Consider the following 16,896-nt stretch of genomic DNA (forward strand, 5'->3'; position numbering starts at 1 on the left):
TCCCCGCGCGACGGTCTTCACGCTTATACGCGCTCTCCTCGGTGCACCGGGCTTGTTGGCCACCGTCGCCCGCCGGATCATCATCACCGGCGAGCTTGGCATCAGCGTCGGGATGCCAGGACCACGCGACTTCACGTCCGCGACAGATCGTTCGTCCGCGCCTTCGCTCAGAAGACGCTGCGATCTCTCGCGGCCATCGCATCCCCGCCTCGCGTGTCGTGACGATCGCGATGCGCCCCTCTGCGGTGAGGCGGGATAAGGAGAGTTGATCATGAATTCGGAAAAATAGCAGGATAATTATTCGTATGTGACGTCGGTGTGTTGGCCCCGCTGTCGTCCCGGGCAAGCCGTCGGCGCCGCGAAGCGGCGTCGATGGCGCCGACCCGGGACCCATACGCCGCAGCAGATGTGAGGCGCGAGATGCCCAAAACCAGCCTGCCCCAAACACCTCCCTGGGGGTATGGGTCCCGGCTCAAGGCCGGGACGACACCATTTTTGTCGATGCCGCGGTGGGAAGCCACGAGCAGCCGTCATGGCCGGGCTTGTGCAGCCTGCGCGGCTGAAGTCGCTTTGGAGTGGCGAAGGCTCGGCCATCCACCTGCGTCAATTGCCCCAAAACGTGGATGCCCGGGACAAGCCCGGGCATGACGTCGCCATTGATAGTTATTCTGCGTCGTTGAAGGCGAGCGCGCCTTCGCAAGCTCAGTTCGTCTTCGTCACCGGAGCCGTGACTGGGGCTTGCGCCGGTTCGGCGGCCGCCTGCGGCGTGCGGCCGACGACGGCGGTCAGCAGGCCCTGGCTCCAGAGCTGCTTGGCCGCCTTCTTGGCGTCATCGAGCGTCACCGCGTTGACGATCTCGCTGCGCTTCTCGATGTAGTCGATCGGCATCTTGTCGAGCTGGTATTGCAGCATCGCCTGCGCCAGCTTGGAGGAGGTGTCGAGCGCGAGCATCTGCGAGCCGTTGATGTAGGACTTGGCCTCGTCGAGCTCCTGCTGGGTCGGGCCTTCCTCCGCCATGCGGCGGATCTCCTGCTCGACGGCCGCGATGGTCTCGCCGGCGCGGTCAAAGCGGGTGGCGGTGTTGCCGATGAACAGCGCCGAATGATCCATCCACAGCAGCGCGTCGTAGACGGAGTAGGCGAGGCCGCGCTTCTCGCGCACCTCCTTGTAGAGCCGCGACGACAGGCCGCCGCCGCCGAGGATGTGGTTGACCACATAGGCCGCCATGAAGTTCGGGTCGTGGCGGCGGATGCCGGGACCGCCGAAGGTGATCACCGTCTGCGGCACGTCGAGCGGCACCAGCGCACGCTGCGGCGGCCTGGTGGCGACGACGTCGGGCACTGGCGTCAAAGTGGCCTTGGCGGGCAGGCTGCCAAACGTCTGGTCGAGCAGCTTGCCGAGCGTGGCCGGGTCGACGTCGCCGACAACCGCGACCTTGAGCGTGTCCTTGGCGAGCACGCGGCCGACATAGGCCTTGAGATCGTCGACGGTGATGGTCGGCACGCTGTCCAGCGTGCCGTTGGCCGGACGGCCGTAGGGGTGGTTGGGGAAGGCAAGCTCGAGGAACTTGCGGCCCGCCAGCGAGCTCGGATTGGTGGTCTCGCGGCGCAGGCCGGAGATCACCTGCGAGCGGATGCGCTCGACGTCGGCGCTGTCGAAATGCGGCGAGGTCAGCGCTGTCCGCAGCAGCTCGAACGCCTCGTCCTTGTTGTCGCGCAGCATGCGCAGCGAGCCGCGGAATTGATCGCGCGAGATCTGGAAGGAGAGCTCGATGGCGCGGCGGTCGAGCCGCTCGTGGAAGGTCTTGGAGTCGAGATCGCCGGAGCCTTCGTCGAGCAGGTCGGCCACGAGATTGCCGACGCCGGGCTTGCCGACGGGGTCCTGCGAGGCGCCGCCCTGGAACGCATATTCCATCGCGATCAGCGGCACGGTGGCGTCCTGCACGAACCAGGCTTCGATGCCGCCGGGCGACACCAGGTGCTGGATCTTGGTCGCCGCATGGGCGGCAGGAGCGATCGTGAGCGCGGCGGCGCCGACGGCGAGCGCGCAGGCGAAGCGGCGGGCGAAGGTCATTGTGTTCATCACGACCGCTTCTCCTCGCGCTTGGCCGCATTGTCCTTGATCAGATAGCCGGTGACCGAGCGCTTCTTCTGCAGCCAGGTCTGCGCGGCGGCGCGGACCTGCTCGGCGGTCACGGCCCGGATGCGGTCGGGCCAGCTCCTGATGTCCTCGATGCTGAGACCTGTGGTGAGGCCGCCGCCATACCAGCGTGCCATGGTGGCCTGGTTGTCGTTGGCGTAGATCGCCTCGGCGATGAGCTGCGTCTTGACGCGTTCGAGATCCTCGGCGCGGACCGGGTTTTGCGCGATCTCCGCGATGACGCTGTCGACGACAGCCTCGACCTGGGCGAAATCGACGCCCGGACGCGGCGCGACCGCGATCGAGAACTGGCTCGGATCGAGCGACGTGCCCTGATAGGACGCGCTGGCATTGACCGCGAGCGGCTTGTCGACGACCAGCGCGCGGTAGAGATAGGAGTTGCTGCCGCTGCCCATCAGTTGCGCCAGCACGTCCAGCGCGGCCGACTGGCCGGGGGCCGCCGTGGTGGCCGAGGGCACCAGATAGAAGCGGCGCATCGACGGCTGCTCGACATGCGGGTCGGCCAGCGTGACCGTGCGCGGCGCCACCGGCTCGGGCTCCTGCGGCCGCAACCGGCGCGCGGGGATGTCGGGTTGCGCGGGAATCTTGGCGAAGGTCTGCTCCACGAGCGGGCGCACTTCCTTGGCGTCGGTGTCGCCGGCGATCACCAGGATCGCGTTGTTGGGCGCGTAGAAGCGGCGATAGAACGCCAGCGCATCCTCGCGGCCGAGCTTCTCGATCTCCGGCCGCCAGCCGATCACCGGCCGGCCATAGGGGTGGTTGACGTACAGCGCCGCCATGATCTGCTCGTTGAGGCGCGCTTCCGGCGAGTTGGCGACGCGCATGTTGTACTCTTCGAGCACCACGTCGCGCTCGGGCAGCACGTTCTCGTCCTTCAGCACGAGGCCGGTCATGCGGTCGGCCTCGAACTCCATCATCTTCGGCAATTGATCGCGCGGCACGCGCTGGAAGTAGCCGGTGTAGTCGACCGAGGTGAAGGCGTTCTCATTGCCGCCGATCTTCAGGACCGTCTTGGAGAACTCGCCGGCGGGATGCTTCTCGGTGCCCTTGAACATCAGATGTTCGAGAAAGTGCGCCAGGCCCGACTTGCCGGGCGTCTCGTCGGCGGAGCCGACCTTGTACCAGATCATCTGCGTCACGACCGGGGTGCGGTGATCCTGGATGACGACGACCTGCAGGCCGTTGGGGAGGGTGAAGCTGGTGGGGGGCTCGGAGGCGAACGTCGTTTGCGCCGAAGCGCCGGCCGTGAACGCGATGAGGGAGACGAGCGCGGCGGCGACGGATTTGAACCGGTGCGAGGACATCATGATCCTTCTGGAGGCCCGCAGGGAGGGGCGATCGGGTTTGAGCGCAGCATGCTACATCGCGCCGGACGGCGCCCGACGTCACAAAACGGCGACATCGTGCCGCCGCGAGACATTAAATTTCGCTAACGCCAGCGAAGCCGGCATCTCCGGGCGAACGGGGCGGTGCCGCCGTCACCGTTCCTTGCCGGTCATGATGTCCATCTGCTTGCCGCCGATCGGCTCCTGCTTGCCGGTGCCGTAGGCATAGCTCGGCGACGGCGTCTGATAGCCGGGCGGCGGCTGGGTCAGGCTCTCACGCTGCGGCTCGCTGGTGAACGGCTTGGTCTCGCTGTCGCTGCCCTTGAACATGCCGAACAGGCCGCCTTTGAAGCCCAACTGTGAGGGGCTCATCATCGGGTTGTTGGCGACGCCGGGCTGAATCGGCTCAGTCGACTTGGCGGCAGCCGTCCGCCCCATCTTCATCTCGGCCGGGGTCAGCGGGCGGGCCGCATTGACCGGATCCTTGTTTTCCTTCTTGCGCGCGGCGGCCGCGGCACGGCGTTGCTGCTCGTCGGGGTCCTTCGGCCAGTTCGGCGCGGTCGCCTGCGCCGCGGCGGCCGGCGGCGGCAGATCGAGCTTGGGCGGCACCACCAGCGGCGACCGCTCGCGGTATTCGATGGAGGGCGTCTCCATGTTGGTGCCGCCGAGGCCGCGCATCAGATTATCGATGATCTTCTCTTCGAAGGTCTTGTCGTCTTCCTCGTCGTCCTGGGCACGGGCGGCGCCGGCGGCCATGACGAGGCCGATGCCGAGCGCGACGGCGGACAGCCGCAGGGCGCGAATGGCCGCGTGGGTCACGATCCGGCCGCTGACTTCGGTCTTGCGCATGGCTTTTCCCGTCCTCGCTTGTGCAGTGCTCGGGCTCCGACGAACCGGCCGCGAATCCACCGATTTGGACGCTCGCCGCAGGCGGCTGGTCCGGTCACCGCGCCAGTCCCGAAAACGTGAAGAACCTCAGGCTCTTGGCTCCGGGACAGCACCGGCCGGTATCGACCCCGATCAGGGCGCTTTTGCGGCATGAGCCCCGAAGAAGGAGTCATACAGCAGGCCCGCCACCCCGGCAACGATGGCCACGTCGGCCATGTTGAAGATGTACCAGTTGTAGACCGTGCCGCCGATCTGGATGTGGAACAGCGCGAAATCGACCACCGCGCCATAGGCCAGCCGGTCGATGCCGTTGCCGATGGCGCCGCCGATGATCAGGCCGAGCGCCGCCGTCGCCAGCTTGCTTTCCGCACGCGCCATCCAGATGGCGAGGGCGACCACCGCGACGGCCTTCACCGCCATCAGCCCATATTGCGCCAGCGCGCTCTCGCTCTGCAGCCAGCCGAAGCTGATGCCGATGTTCCAGGCGAGGTAGAGGTCGAAGAACGGGGCGATCCTGACGGTGCCGCGGTTGGGCAGGTCGAACACGTACAGCAGCCACAGCTTGGAGGCCTGGTCGATGACCAGGGTGGCGAAGCCGGCGATGAGGCCGAGACGGAGGCGAGGGGTCATTGCAAGCCGGTGAGTTGACCACCAAGCCGGCCGCAAACACAGCTGTCGTCCCGGCGAACGCCGGGACCCATACCGCGGACGGCCGATTGGTGAAAAGGACTCGGAGTCATCAGTCTTTGCCTACCAAGACGGCCGGTGGTTATGGGTCCCCGCGTACGCGGGGACGACAGCGGAGTATGACGCGCCAGCGCGCCTCACACGCCCACCCCCAGCGCCTTCCATTCGCGCAGCGCCTGCGCGTCGCGCGGGGAAACGTCGGGATAGTCCTTGTCGTCGCCGACGCTCTCCAGGATCTTCCAGGAGCGGGCGCACTTCTTGCCCACGGCCTTCTCGACCACCACCGCCACGCCCGGAACCGCGTCGAGCCGGAACGCATCGGCCGGCGCGTCGCCCTCGCGGACCTCGTAGTTCGAGGTGATGCAGACCTCGGCCAGATCGGTATCGAACAAGGTGCCGAGCAGCGCGCGATCGGCGACGAAGATGACCGGCGACGCCTCGAGCGAGGAGCCGATGGTCTTGGCGGCGCGGGCGAGCTCCAGCGCGCCGGTGACGACGCGCCTGACGTTGCGGATGGTCTCCCACTTCGTCGCGAGCGCGTCGTCGCGATAGCCGTCCATCGCCTCCGGGAACAGCGTCAGATGCACCGACGGCTCGGCGTCCGGCCTGTACATCCGCCACGCCTCGTCGGTGGTGAAGGACAGCACCGGCGCCAGCCATTTCAGGACGGCATCGCAGATCAGGTCGATCGCGGTCAGCGCCGCCTTGCGCGCCACCGACGACGGCGGATCGCAATACAGCGTGTCCTTGCGGATGTCGAAATAGAACGCCGACAGCTCGGTGTTCATGAACGCTGCCAGGCTCGCGATCACGGTCTTGTAGTCGAACGCGGCATAGGCGCGGGTGATGGTCTCGGCCTGCTGCGAGAGCTGATGCAGCATCAGCCGCTCCAGCTCCGGCATATCCGCGAACGCGACCGCATCGCCGCGCTTGTAGTGGTGCAGGGTGCCGAGCATCCAGCGGATGCTGTTGCGCAGCTTGCGGTAGGTCTCGATGGTGTTCTTGAGGATCTCCGGGCCGATGCGCTGGTCGTCGGCATAGTCTGTCGCGCAGACCCAGAGGCGCAGGATGTCGGCGCCGGAGTCCTTGATCACCTTCTGCGGCTCGACGGTGTTGCCGAGCGACTTCGACATCTTGCGGCCGTTCTCGTCGAGCGTGAAGCCGTGCGTCAGCACCACGTCATACGGCGCGCGGCCGCGCGTGCCGCAGCTTTCCAGGAGCGACGAGTGGAACCAGCCGCGATGCTGGTCGGAGCCTTCCAGGTACATCACCGTGTCCCGGCCGCCATCGACTTTGCGCTTGATGCCGGCGAGGCCGGGGAAGTGCACGGGGTCTTCGAGCACGAAGGCGTGGGTCGAGCCGGAGTCGAACCAGACGTCGCAGATGTCGTCGACCTTCTTCCAGTCCTCGTTGGCGCGTGAGCCGAGGAAGCGCTCGCGCGCGCCGTCGGCGTACCAGGCGTCGGCGCCCTCCTTGGCGAAGGCGTCCGTGATGCGGGTGTTGACGGTCTCGTCCTGCAGGATCTCGGCGGATCCGTCGCCGGTCTCGCGCACGAACACCGCGATCGGCACGCCCCAGGCGCGCTGGCGCGAGATCACCCAGTCCGGGCGGTTGGCGATCATGCCGTTGATGCGGTTCTGGCCGGCGGCCGGCACCCACTGCGTGACCGAGATCGCGCGCAGTGCGCGGGCGCGCAAGGTATCGCCGGAATTCGCCTTGCCGTCGTCCACGATGTCCTTGTCCATCGCGATGAACCATTGCGGCGTGTTGCGGAAGATCACCGGCTTCTTGGAGCGCCAGGAGTGCGGATACTGATGCTTGAGGCGGCCGCGCGCGAGCAGCATGCCGGCATCGGTCAGCGCCTTGATGACGGCCTCGTTGGCGTCGCCCTTCTCGCCCTTGTCGTTGATGACGCGTTTTCCCGTGAAGCCGGGGGCATGATCGGTCAGCGCGCCGTTCTCGTCGACGGTGTAGGGGATGGTGGTCGCAATGCCCCTGCCGTCGAGCTCGCGCCCATGCGCCATCCAGACGTCAAAATCCTCGCGGCCATGGCCGGGCGCGGTGTGCACGAAGCCGGTGCCGGTGTCGTCGGTGACGTGGTCGCCGGGCAGGAGCGGCACGGTGAAGCCGTAGCCGCCGGCGAGGCCCTTCAGCGGATGGGCGCATTCAACGGCATCGAGCGTGTCGCCGGGGACGTCGCGCAGCCTGTTGTAGCTCGTGACGCGCGCCTGCTTGAACACGCCGTCGGCCAGCGCATCGGCCAGGATCAGCTTGTCGCCGGTCTTGGCCCAGTTGTCAGCCGGCGCGTCGGTGACCTCGTAGAGGCCATAGGCGATCTTCGGCGAGAACGAGATGGCGCGGTTGCCGGGCAGGGTCCAGGGTGTGGTGGTCCAGATCACCACCGCGGCGCCGGCGAGCGCGCCATGCGCCGGCGAGGTCACCGGAAACTTCACCCACACCGTATCGGACTGATAGTCCTCGTACTCGACCTCGGCCTCGGCGAGCGCGGTCTTCTCGACCACGCTCCACATCACGGGCTTGGAGCCGCGATACAGCGTGCCGTTGGCGGCGAACTTCATCAGCTCGCGGGCGATCTGCGCCTCCGCCGGATAGGTCATGGTGGCGTAGGGATGATCCCAGTCGCCGATCACGCCGAGACGCTTGAACTCCTCGCGCTGCACGTTGAGCCAGTGATCGGCGTAGGCGCGGCACTCCCGGCGGAATGCAACCATGGCGGCGGAGTCGCGGAAGTCGGGCTTGGTCTTGCCCTTCTTGCGGTAGTTCTCCTCCTCGATCTTCCACTCGATCGGCAGGCCGTGGCAGTCCCAGCCGGGCACGTAGTTGGAGTCGTGGCCGAGCATCTGCTGGCTCTTGGTCACGACGTCCTTGAGGATCTTGTTCAGCGCGTGCCCGATGTGGATGTTGCCGTTGGCATAGGGCGGGCCGTCGTGCAGGACGAATTTCGGCCTGTTCCTCGCGGTCTCGCGCAGCTTGCCGTAGAGGTCGATGTCACCCCAATATTTCAGGATCTCCGGCTCGCGCTGCGGCAGGCCGGCGCGCATCGGGAATTCCGTCTGCGGCAGATAGAGGGTCTTGGAATAGTCCTTGGCGTCGGATTTTTGGGCGTCGGGCTTTTGCGGCTTTTCGGACATCGTGATCTGGCTGGCTGAGCTTTAAGAGGGCGCTGAGACGCGATTTCGATCGCGGGCGGCGGAACGAGCAGAGACATCCCGGTCTTGCGCCGAGCTCGAAGCTCAGGCGGAAGCCGGGCCGCTAATGCCGATGATGCGCCGTATCAACATGGGGCTCCGTCATAGCAGGGGGGCTGCGAAATCGCAAAGTCATCCTGCGGCATCAACGCTGCGGGATCGTCGTTCAGCGTCATTCCGGGTTCAGCCCTGGCGGGCTGCCCCGGAATGACGTCACCAATGGCGCAGGAGGATCAGCCGATCTCGCCGAGCCGGGGGAAGAGGCCGGGGGCGGCCGCCAGCAGGGCGCGCGCCCGCGCGCTGTCGTCGTCCATCTGCCGGATCAGGGCCTCGATCGAGGTGAATTTGGCCTCCTCGCGGATGAAGCCGATGAAGGCGACGTCCAGGACCTCGCCGTAGAGGCTGTCCTTGAAATCGAACAGGAAGGTCTCGAGCAGCGGCGCGCCGTTGTCGAAGGTCGGCCGGCGGCCGAAATTGGCGACGCCGTCGATCAGCACCCGGTTCGCGCCGCGGCCGCGGCCGACCCGGACGGCATAGATGCCGTGGCGCAGCCCGCAATCGCGATCGAGCCGCATGTTGGCGGTGGGGTAGCCGAGGTCGCGGCCGCGCTTCTCGCCGTGGATGACCTCGGAGCTCACGAACCAGGGGCCGCCGAGCATCGCGGTCGCCTCGGCGACCTGACCCTCCGCCAGCGCTTCGCGGATCGCGGTGGAGGACACCGGCCGCTCGTCGATGTCGACATGGGCCTGGATGTCGACCTCGATGCCGAGCTTGGGCGCCTCGTTGGCGAGCAGGCTGGGCGAGCCGACGCGGCCCTTGCCGAAATGAAAGTCGTAGCCGACCGCGATCCCGGCGACTCCGAGCCGCGCGATCAGGTCATGGTGAATGAAGTCCTGCGCCGAGGTCTGGGCGCGGCCCTTGTCGAAGGTCATGACCACGGCGCCGGCAAGCCCGGTTCCGGCCAGCAGCCGCAGCTTGGCGGCCTCGTCGGTCAGGCGGAACTGCGGGGTGTTGGGGCTGAAGAAGCGCCGCGGATGCGGCTCGAAGGTCAGTGCCAGCGCCGGGCGCCCCTTCGCCTTGCCCATCTCGATGGCCGCCTCGATCACGGCCCGGTGACCGAGATGGACGCCGTCGAAATTGCCCATCGCCACCACCGCGCCCTTGAGGATGTCCGACGGCGGGGTGGAATCGCGGATGACCTTGAAATCGGGCATGTGACGGAAATATCTCGCAGATTTCGGTGGGCCGCCGGCGGGCGGGGATTGCCCTGACGGTGGGCGGCCGGCCCCGCGAAGTCAAGCCGAAGGGGTTCCTCCGCTCATGCAGCGCAGCAATAGCGACATGCAGCCGCAGCGCAGTTAACGCGCTGTTTAACGGCTGATGCTACTGCTCAGAGCGGATGGCGGGGTCGGTTACGACCCGTGCCGCAAGAGCGTTTTTGTAACAGTCTGCGCGTTGTGTTCGCGTCTGGGGGAGTCAAGATGGCGGTTGATTTGACGATGCCGGTGCTCGTCGTCGACGATTACAGCACCATGATCCGTATCATCAGGAATCTTCTCAAGCAGATCGGGTTCGAGGACATCGACGATGCCAGCGACGGCTCGATGGCCCTCAACAAGATGCGCGCCAAGAAATACGGCCTCGTGATCTCCGACTGGAACATGGAGCCGATGACCGGCTACGACCTGCTCCGCGAGGTCCGCGCCGATCCGAACCTGGCGACCACGCCGTTCATCATGATCACGGCGGAATCCAAGACCGAGAACGTGATCGCGGCCAAGAAGGCCGGCGTGAACAACTACATCGTCAAGCCGTTCAACGCCGCGACCCTGAAGACCAAGATCGACGCGGTATTCCCGGATATGGCGACGGCCTGACGCCCGCCTGATCCGCTCTCAAATGAAAGACGCCCGGCACCCGGCCGGGCGTTTTTCGTTTCGGGATCAGGTCACCACTTCAGCTCGCGCATCAGGGCGCGCGGCGGGTGGCCGAACAGCTCCTTGACCGAGGCCGGGTCGAGCTGCTCGACGCCGGCGAACTCCTCGGAATGGATGCCGCGGGTGACGAACAGGCAGTCGATGCCGAAGCCGTGCGCGCCGGCGAGATCGGTGCGGACGGAATCGCCGATCGCCAGCACCTCCTCGCGCGCGACCTTCCGGCCGGCGTGCTGCTCGGCGAGCATCATGGCGCGCTCGTAGATCGGCCGGTGCGGCTTGCCGTAGAAGATCACCTCGCCGCCGAGCTCGCGGTAGAGCTCCGCGATGGCGCCGGCGCAGTAGATCAGCCGGTCGCCGCGCTCGACCACGATGTCCGGATTGGCGCAGATCAGCGGCAGCTTGCGCTCGCGCGCGCGCAGCAGCATCGGCCGGTAGTCCTCGGCGGTCTCGGTCTCGTCGTCGTAGAGGCCGGTGCAGATGATGTAGGACGCTTCTTCGAGCGGCGACAGCGCCAGGTCGAGACCGCGATGAATGGAATTGTCGCGCTCGGGGCCGAGCCAGAACACCTTGCCGCCGGGATGATCGGCCACGTAGTGGCGGGTCAGGTCGCCGGAGGAGACGATGGCGCTGTAGACCTCGTCGGCGACGCCGAGCTTGCGCAACTGGCGCTGGACCGAATCGGCCGGCCGGGGCGCGTTGGTAATCAGGATCACCGTACCGCCCTGGCGGCGAAAGTGGTGCAGCGCGTCGCAGGCGTCGGGGAAGGACTCCAGCCCGTTATGGACCACGCCCCAGATGTCGCTCAGCAGCACCTGCTTGCGGCCGACCAGATCGCGCAGCCGCTCTTCGAAGCGGAGAACGGTCATGGCAGCCGGCTGATTTCAGAGGGTCCCGGCGGCACGGCGGGCGAGGGCGGCATTGCCGCTGCGCGTCGAAGCATTGGTGTGTGACGCGTCCAGAGAGGTGGTGCCGGCGGCATTGGGGTCCTGAATCTTGATATCCTGCCCGCCCGATGGGCCGGCGGCGGCCTCGCCGGTAGCAGATGCGCCCTCGGGTCGCAATGGGCGGGGCGGCGCGAACAGGAAGCCCTGGCCGAAGCGGACGTCGTAGTCGAGCAGGTCGACGACGCTGTTCTCGCCTTCGATCCGCTCGGCGATCAGGTCGATGCCGAAACGGCCCAGCAGATCGGAGAGATCGGTCGGGTGAATGTCGGAGGCCGAGCTCTGCTTGGGGTCGAGCAGCAGCGCGGCCGGGACCTTGATGAAGCGGACACCGCGATCGGCAAGCTCGCGCGGCTCGAACCGGAGGTCGGTGACATGGTCGATCGAGAAGCGGTAGCCGCGCTGGGCCAGGGCCGCGAGATGCTCGGCCCCGGTCGGGCCGAGGCTGCGCAAGGTCGACTGCTTGAATTCGAGCACGAAGGACGGCGCCAGGGCGCGATTCGCTTCGAGGAAATCGAGGCATTGTGAAAAGTTGGCGGGGCTGCTGAGGGTCGCCGCGGAGATGTTGCAGAAGATGCCGACGTCCTTGTTGCGAACCATCAGGCGGCGCAGCACCTGGACGCAGCGAAGCAGAACCATGTGGTCGATGCGCCCGACCAGGCCGGCGGCTTCCGCGATGCCGATGAAGTCCTCGGCCGCGACCACCTGGTCGCGCTCGTCGCGAAGCCTCGTCACCGCCTCGTAGAAGCGCACCTTGCGCTGCGGCAGCGTCACCAGCGGCTGCAGGTAGATGTCGAGGCGGTTGTCCTCGATCGCGCCTTTGACCGCGGCGAGGATCTGCGGCTGGCTGCGCGGCACGGCGGGGGCAACCGGCGCCGACGGAGCCGGCGTCGTGATCTTGGAGGCTGCTGGTACGGCAGTGACCGCCGGGGCCTGCGGTTTGGGCGGCAGGGGGGCGGCAGCCGATGCCGCGCTGAACGTGCCGGGAGTCTCGGGCATCCTCTGCTCGATGTCGCTCGGCGGCAGCGCGGTCATCTCGCGCGCGCCGCTGGAGGCAGCGGCCGCCGGGAGCGGATGATCGGCCTCGCGAACCATGCCGGCAGCAGCTCCCGGCGGTGGTGCCGGCGGGATCGCCGCGATCAGGTCTTCATGCTGGGCCACGGTGACGGCGAGCTGCTTCATCAGTCCGCCGAGCTCGTTGATCTCGCCGATCACGCCCTGCAGGCGATCGGCGCTGACCGAACTCGAGGACACGATGCGTCCCTCGACCGCCGACAGGCGCCGGCCGAACTCGGCGACCTGGCGCGCGAGGTCGGCGGTGCCGCGCGACAGATCGGCGATCTGGCTGCCGATATCGGTGCGGTCGCGCAGCCGCATCGACACGGCATTGTAGAGAATCAGGAACGTCAGTGCGGCGAGCGCGACGATCGCGGATTCCGAGCCACTGATGCCGGCCACCGAATACAGGATCAGGCCGAGCGAGGCTGCGACCAGAACCATACAAATGGCAATGAAAATCGTGGAGATACGGATCATGCTGCGCGACGCTCCCAACCGAATGCAACCTTAGCACTTCTGTTGATTCGCGAGGATAGTCGGCGGGATTCAAATACCGGGAGAGGCCGATGATTTCCCGTCTGCGTGTCATTTACGCAAGTTCACCGGGGAAAGCGGAGTGTCATCGTAGTGTCGCTGACCCGTAGAACACCGGGGAAAGCGCCACGCGGACTCCAGACACATTGAGACATGCGCGCGATGCCCATGAGCTGATCGACGCGTGTTGCTGATCAACTCAACCGAGCCGGTGATTCTTCGATGTCCGTCGAACCGCGCCTGTCGCTGTCGGGGCAGGCTTACGCGCTGCGGTGACGCCGGCGCAAGGCCGCCACACCGAGCAGCAGTGCCGCAACGGCGACACCAATGGGCACGTTGACCCGGCCGAGTGCACCCGCAGCTCCGCTCCCGTGATTCGTGGAGGTCGATGACGGTGCCAGGGGGATGGTGTCGGGATCGATCTCGTCCGCGTCGGGTTCCCGGGCCACGGGCGCTGCGATCGCCACGCGCAGCCGGCTGGAGAGTGAAGGATAGTGCGGCGTCGGACTGCGCAACTTCAACGCCGCGATAATCGCGCAGATCACCGCCAGCGCGACCAGGATGCCGCCGACCACAGCGAATGCGGTGAACAGGCCGTAGGTCATTTCCACCCAGCGGAACAGCGCGGTCAATCCGACGATGCAGGCGGCGATCAGGAAGATGCCCGCGGTGGCGAACAGCCCGGCGGCGACGGCGTAGGACGTCACCGTGCCCGTCGCCTGCCGGGCGCGATCGCGCATGTAGGCCTGGGTAGCGCGCCTGACGCGGTTGAGTCTCTGCTCGAGCCCCAATCGCAGCAGCTCTCCTGGCGGTGCAAGCATGCGCGTCCTCCGATGATCCATCGCCGCGCGCGAACCGCCGGCTCGCGACATGAACGTGGAGGATTTGCGAAGGTTCCCTGCGCACGCGCGAGGCTATTGTCGGCCGGCATGCGACATGTGGAAAGCCGCAATGACCGTTCTTGGGGATCGTAGAAACAAAAATGGCGGCCACGCGGGCCGCCAATTCTGCTCCTGGCCAATCATGGCCGATGGGTCGCCGAATGGCTTACGCCACGGCCTTGATGACCTTGCCGACCTTCTCGATGATCTCGCCGACCTGATCCTCGCTGATGATCAGCGGCGGGGTCAGCGCCAGCGTGTCACCGGCGATGCGCAGCATCAGGTCGTTGTTGTGGAAGGCGGTCTCCATCGCGGAGTAGCCGCGCTTGCCAGCCGCGTCGGGTAGCGGCGCGAGGTCGATGCCGGCGGTGAGACCCACGGTGCGGATGTCCAGCACGTTGGGCAGGCCCTTCAGCGACATCACGGCGTCGGCGAATTTCGGCTCTATGGCGCGGGCGTGCTCGAACAGCTTGTCGTCGCGGTAGATGTCGAGCGTGGCGAGGCCGGCGGCGCAGGCGATCGGATGCGCCGAGTAGGTGTAGCCGTGGGTGAACTCCACCATGTGCTCCGGGCCGCTCATGAAGGCGTCGTGGATGGTGTCGCGCACCAGCACGCCGCCCATCGGTGCCGCGCCATTGGTGACGCCCTTGGCGAAGGTGAGAAGGTCAGGCGTCACGCCGTAGCGCTCGGCGGCGAAGGCGTAGCCGAGGCGGCCGAAGCCGGTGATGACCTCGTCGAAGATCAGCAGGATGCCGTGCTTCTGGGTGATCTCGCGCAGCCGCTTGAGATAGCCCTTCGGCGCGGGGATCACGCCGGTCGAGCCGGCCATCGGCTCGACGATGACGGCGGCAATGGTGTTGGCGCCGTGCAGGTTGACGAGGTTCTCCAGCTCATCGGCGAAGTGCGCGCCGTATTCCGGCTCGCCCTTGGTGAAGGCCTGCTTCTCGCGGTCATAGGTCGCCGGGATGTGGTCGACGCCGGTCAGCAAGGTGCCGAACAGCTTGCGGTTGTTGACGATGCCGCCGACCGAAGTGCCGCCGAAGCCAACGCCGTGATAGCCGCGGACGCGGCCGATCAGGCGGGTGCGGCTGCCCTGGCCGTTGATCTGGTGATAGGCGAGCGCCATCTTCAGCGCGGTGTCGGCCGCCTCCGAGCCGGAGTTGCAGAAGAACACGTGGTCGAGGCCGGCGGGCGCGAGATCGGCGATGCGGTTCGCCAGCTCGAACGCCTGGGGAATGCCGAACTGGAACGGCGGTGCGTAGTCGAGCGCCGCGGCCTGCTGGCCGATCGCCTCGGCGATCTGGCTGCGGCCGTGGCCGGCGTTGCAGCACCACATGCCGGCGGCGGCGTCGATGATCTTGCGGCCATCGACGGTGATGTAGTGCATGTCCTTGGCACCGGCGAGCAGGCGCGGGTTCTTCTTGAAGGCGCGGTTCGCGGTGAACGGCATCCAATGCGCGGCAAGATCATTCGGAACGGTGACGGCGGGGCGGGGGCTCTTGTCCAGCATGGGGACCTCTCGGACGTTCAGGGCAGGTTGTGCGACGGCGGCAGCATGATCCGGAAAGGTGGCGAACCGGTGCCAGGACAGCTTGCCGAAACGGATCGTGCTGATGGGCCTGAATGCGCGCGCCGACGTGGTCAGCCGATGATCCGGGCCGGCGCCAAGCTATCAGTTTCGCGCGCCGACGGAAACGTCAAAGGTCCAGCGTTCCCTGCTGCCCTGGTGAGCGGTTTCTGCACAGCGGCAGCAGATTGTGCCGGATATTGGAAGTCGCTGCGTCATTTCGCGCCAACCGGGCCGCTGTGCCTCGGGCAGCCGCGTCTCATCACACGAGATCGCGCGCGGTGATCCAGAACACCTCGCCCTCGGAGTCCTCGGTGTCGAGCCAGAGCAGCGGCAGGTCGGGATAGGCCGCCTCGATCTGCGGACGGTCGCGCCCGACCTCGCACAACAATCCGCCCTCCGCAGTCAGATGGTCGCGGGCCTGGCTGAGAATGCGATGGATGATGTCGAGCCCGTCGGTGCCGCCGTCGAAGGCCAGCGCCGGCTCGGCGCGGCATTCCCGGGGCAGGCCGGCCATGCCCTCGGCGTCGACATAGGGCGGGTTGGTGATGATCAAATCGTAGCGGCGCTGGCTGAGCGGTGCGAACAGGTCACCGCGGTGCAGCGAGATGCGCTCGCCGAGGTCGTAGTCGGCGACGTTCTTCGCGGCGACCGCGAGCGCGTCCCTGGAGATGTCGACGGCGTCGATCACCGCATTGGGGAAGTGGCGGCTGGCCAGGATCGCCAGACAGCCAGAGCCGGTGCATAGGTCCAGCACGCTGTCCACGGCCAGCGGATCATCGATCAGCGAGGTGCCATCGGCCTCGGCGCCGCCGAAATGCGTCTCCAGCAGCTCGCCGATGAACGAGCGCGGCACGATGACGCGCTCGTCGACGTAGAACGGCAGGCCGCGCATGTAGACCTTGTTGACCAGATAGGCCGCCGGCTTTCGCGTGGTGATTCGGGCCGTGATCAGGTCGAGGATCATCTTGCCTTCGGCCGCGGTGACCCGGGCCGTGACGAAGCTCTCGAACTGATCGGGGCGCAGATGCAGCGCCTCGCCGATCAGGAAGGCGGCCTCCGACACCGGATCGGTGGTGCCGTGCGCAAACACCAGATCGGCGTCCTGGAAGCAGCTCACCGCGTAGCGCAGATAGTCGAGCAGGCTGACCAGCTCGCCCGCATTGACCTTCGGCAGCTTCGCCGCCGCCGCCTTGCGCGGCGCTGCCGTCTTGACCTTCTTCGCCATCACGACTTCCAGCGCGCCGCGGCGGCATCGTCGTGGCTCTTGGCCTCGACCCAGCTGCCGCCATCATTGGTTTCCTCGCGCTTCCAGAACGGCGCGTTGGTCTTGAGATAATCCATCAGGAACTCAGCCGCCTCGAACGCCGCCTGACGGTGGCTGGAGGCGGTCACCACCAGCACGATGTTCTCGCCCGGCCGTATCCGGCCGAAGCGGTGGATCACGGTCAGGCCCTGCAGCGGCCAGCGCGCCATCGCCTGCTCGGTGTGCCGCATGATCTCGGCCTCCGCCATGCCCGGGTAATGCTCGAGCGTCAGCGCGGTGATCGGCGTGTCATGGTCGTTGCCGCGGCACAGGCCGGAGAAGCTGACGACGGCGCCGATGTCGGTGCGGCCATGGCTGAGGGCTGCGATCTCGGCCGCGGTGTCGAAATCCTCTTGCTGCACCCGGACGGTGACGATCGCGGTCATGGACGGATCTTCCGTT

13 protein-coding genes are annotated in these 16,896 nt (G+C 66.9%); 1 reads left to right on the forward strand and 12 read right to left on the reverse strand.

All coding sequences use genetic code 11. The features are described from left to right. Positions 1-702 precede the first annotated feature (702 nt). The 6 genes from ACQR1D_RS19750 to ACQR1D_RS19775 form a co-directional block, all read right to left on the reverse strand. On the reverse strand, positions 703-2,082 hold the full coding sequence (locus ACQR1D_RS19750; RefSeq protein WP_316183219.1) for a M16 family metallopeptidase: 1,380 nt from the start codon (positions 2,080-2,082) through the stop codon (positions 703-705). Beyond that, complete coding sequence (locus ACQR1D_RS19755; RefSeq protein ID WP_316217117.1) at positions 2,082-3,467, reverse strand: M16 family metallopeptidase; 1,386 nt, start codon at positions 3,465-3,467, stop codon at positions 2,082-2,084. The genes ACQR1D_RS19750 and ACQR1D_RS19755 overlap by 1 nt, the downstream gene beginning before the upstream one ends. 171 nt (positions 3,468-3,638) lie before the next feature. Next, entirely contained in the window at positions 3,639-4,334 is a 696-nt protein-coding gene (locus ACQR1D_RS19760) for a hypothetical protein (protein WP_315801940.1), read from the reverse strand. Between the two features lie 171 nt (positions 4,335-4,505). Further along, positions 4,506-5,003, reverse strand: coding sequence for a signal peptidase II (gene lspA, locus ACQR1D_RS19765; protein WP_434893969.1), 498 nt, complete (start codon positions 5,001-5,003; stop codon positions 4,506-4,508). Positions 5,004-5,197: 194 nt separating this feature from the next. Continuing rightward, positions 5,198-8,212, reverse strand: coding sequence for an isoleucine--tRNA ligase (ileS, locus tag ACQR1D_RS19770; RefSeq protein WP_434893970.1), 3,015 nt, complete (start codon positions 8,210-8,212; stop codon positions 5,198-5,200). Positions 8,213-8,502: 290 nt separating this feature from the next. Next, complete coding sequence (locus tag ACQR1D_RS19775) at positions 8,503-9,483, reverse strand: bifunctional riboflavin kinase/FAD synthetase (RefSeq protein WP_434893971.1); 981 nt, start codon at positions 9,481-9,483, stop codon at positions 8,503-8,505. Between the two features lie 267 nt (positions 9,484-9,750). On the opposite strand from ACQR1D_RS19775, the gene ACQR1D_RS19780 reads away from it, so the two are divergent. Further along, entirely contained in the window at positions 9,751-10,146 is a 396-nt protein-coding gene (locus ACQR1D_RS19780; protein WP_006613531.1) for a response regulator, read from the forward strand. A gap of 71 nt (positions 10,147-10,217) precedes the next feature. Here ACQR1D_RS19780 and ACQR1D_RS19785 read toward each other — a convergent pair whose 3' ends face one another. The 6 genes from ACQR1D_RS19785 to ACQR1D_RS19810 form a co-directional block, all read right to left on the reverse strand. Further along, complete coding sequence (locus ACQR1D_RS19785; RefSeq protein ID WP_315801944.1) at positions 10,218-11,072, reverse strand: TIGR01459 family HAD-type hydrolase; 855 nt, start codon at positions 11,070-11,072, stop codon at positions 10,218-10,220. Between the two features lie 15 nt (positions 11,073-11,087). Further along, a complete protein-coding gene (locus ACQR1D_RS19790) occupies positions 11,088-12,683 on the reverse strand; it encodes an EAL domain-containing protein (RefSeq protein ID WP_434839409.1) in 1,596 nt (531 codons plus the stop codon). Between the two features lie 317 nt (positions 12,684-13,000). After that, positions 13,001-13,561, reverse strand: a complete 561-nt coding sequence (locus ACQR1D_RS19795) for a phage holin family protein (RefSeq protein WP_434839408.1) — start codon at positions 13,559-13,561, stop codon at positions 13,001-13,003. A gap of 226 nt (positions 13,562-13,787) precedes the next feature. Beyond that, complete coding sequence (locus ACQR1D_RS19800; protein WP_315801947.1) at positions 13,788-15,131, reverse strand: aspartate aminotransferase family protein; 1,344 nt, start codon at positions 15,129-15,131, stop codon at positions 13,788-13,790. Positions 15,132-15,450: 319 nt separating this feature from the next. Beyond that, on the reverse strand, positions 15,451-16,416 hold the full coding sequence (gene prmB, locus ACQR1D_RS19805; protein ID WP_434893972.1) for a 50S ribosomal protein L3 N(5)-glutamine methyltransferase: 966 nt from the start codon (positions 16,414-16,416) through the stop codon (positions 15,451-15,453). Further along, the gene (locus ACQR1D_RS19810) at positions 16,416-16,880 is read right to left on the reverse strand and encodes a molybdenum cofactor biosynthesis protein MoaE (RefSeq protein WP_315801949.1); all 465 of its coding nucleotides are present in this window, start codon (positions 16,878-16,880) and stop codon (positions 16,416-16,418) included. Before ACQR1D_RS19810 ends, prmB begins: the two co-directional genes overlap by 1 nt. Between the last annotated feature and the right edge of the window lie 16 nt (positions 16,881-16,896).

Origin of the sequence: Bradyrhizobium sp. HKCCYLRH2047 (assembly GCF_051168175.1) — a bacterium.
Taxonomy (GTDB): domain Bacteria; phylum Pseudomonadota; class Alphaproteobacteria; order Rhizobiales; family Xanthobacteraceae; genus Bradyrhizobium.

Excerpts from the sequence above, each read along its gene's own strand:
- ACQR1D_RS19755 (WP_316217117.1), bottom strand. The coding sequence starts at position 3,467 with ATGATGTCCTCGCACCGGTTCAAATCCGTCGCCGCCGCGCTCGTCTCC.
- ACQR1D_RS19810 (WP_315801949.1), bottom strand. The coding sequence starts at position 16,880 with ATGACCGCGATCGTCACCGTCCGGGTGCAGCAAGAGGATTTCGACACC.
- ACQR1D_RS19785 (WP_315801944.1), bottom strand. The coding sequence starts at position 11,072 with ATGACCGTTCTCCGCTTCGAAGAGCGGCTGCGCGATCTGGTCGGCCGC.
- ACQR1D_RS19800 (WP_315801947.1), bottom strand. The coding sequence starts at position 15,131 with ATGCTGGACAAGAGCCCCCGCCCCGCCGTCACCGTTCCGAATGATCTT.
- ileS (WP_434893970.1), bottom strand. The coding sequence starts at position 8,212 with ATGTCCGAAAAGCCGCAAAAGCCCGACGCCCAAAAATCCGACGCCAAG.
- ACQR1D_RS19795 (WP_434839408.1), bottom strand. The coding sequence starts at position 13,561 with ATGCTTGCACCGCCAGGAGAGCTGCTGCGATTGGGGCTCGAGCAGAGA.
- ACQR1D_RS19790 (WP_434839409.1), bottom strand. The coding sequence starts at position 12,683 with ATGATCCGTATCTCCACGATTTTCATTGCCATTTGTATGGTTCTGGTC.
- ACQR1D_RS19780 (WP_006613531.1), top strand. The coding sequence starts at position 9,751 with ATGGCGGTTGATTTGACGATGCCGGTGCTCGTCGTCGACGATTACAGC.
- ACQR1D_RS19750 (WP_316183219.1), bottom strand. The coding sequence starts at position 2,082 with ATGAACACAATGACCTTCGCCCGCCGCTTCGCCTGCGCGCTCGCCGTC.
- ACQR1D_RS19775 (WP_434893971.1), bottom strand. The coding sequence starts at position 9,483 with ATGCCCGATTTCAAGGTCATCCGCGATTCCACCCCGCCGTCGGACATC.
- prmB (WP_434893972.1), bottom strand. The coding sequence starts at position 16,416 with ATGGCGAAGAAGGTCAAGACGGCAGCGCCGCGCAAGGCGGCGGCGGCG.
- lspA (WP_434893969.1), bottom strand. The coding sequence starts at position 5,003 with ATGACCCCTCGCCTCCGTCTCGGCCTCATCGCCGGCTTCGCCACCCTG.
- ACQR1D_RS19760 (WP_315801940.1), bottom strand. The coding sequence starts at position 4,334 with ATGCGCAAGACCGAAGTCAGCGGCCGGATCGTGACCCACGCGGCCATT.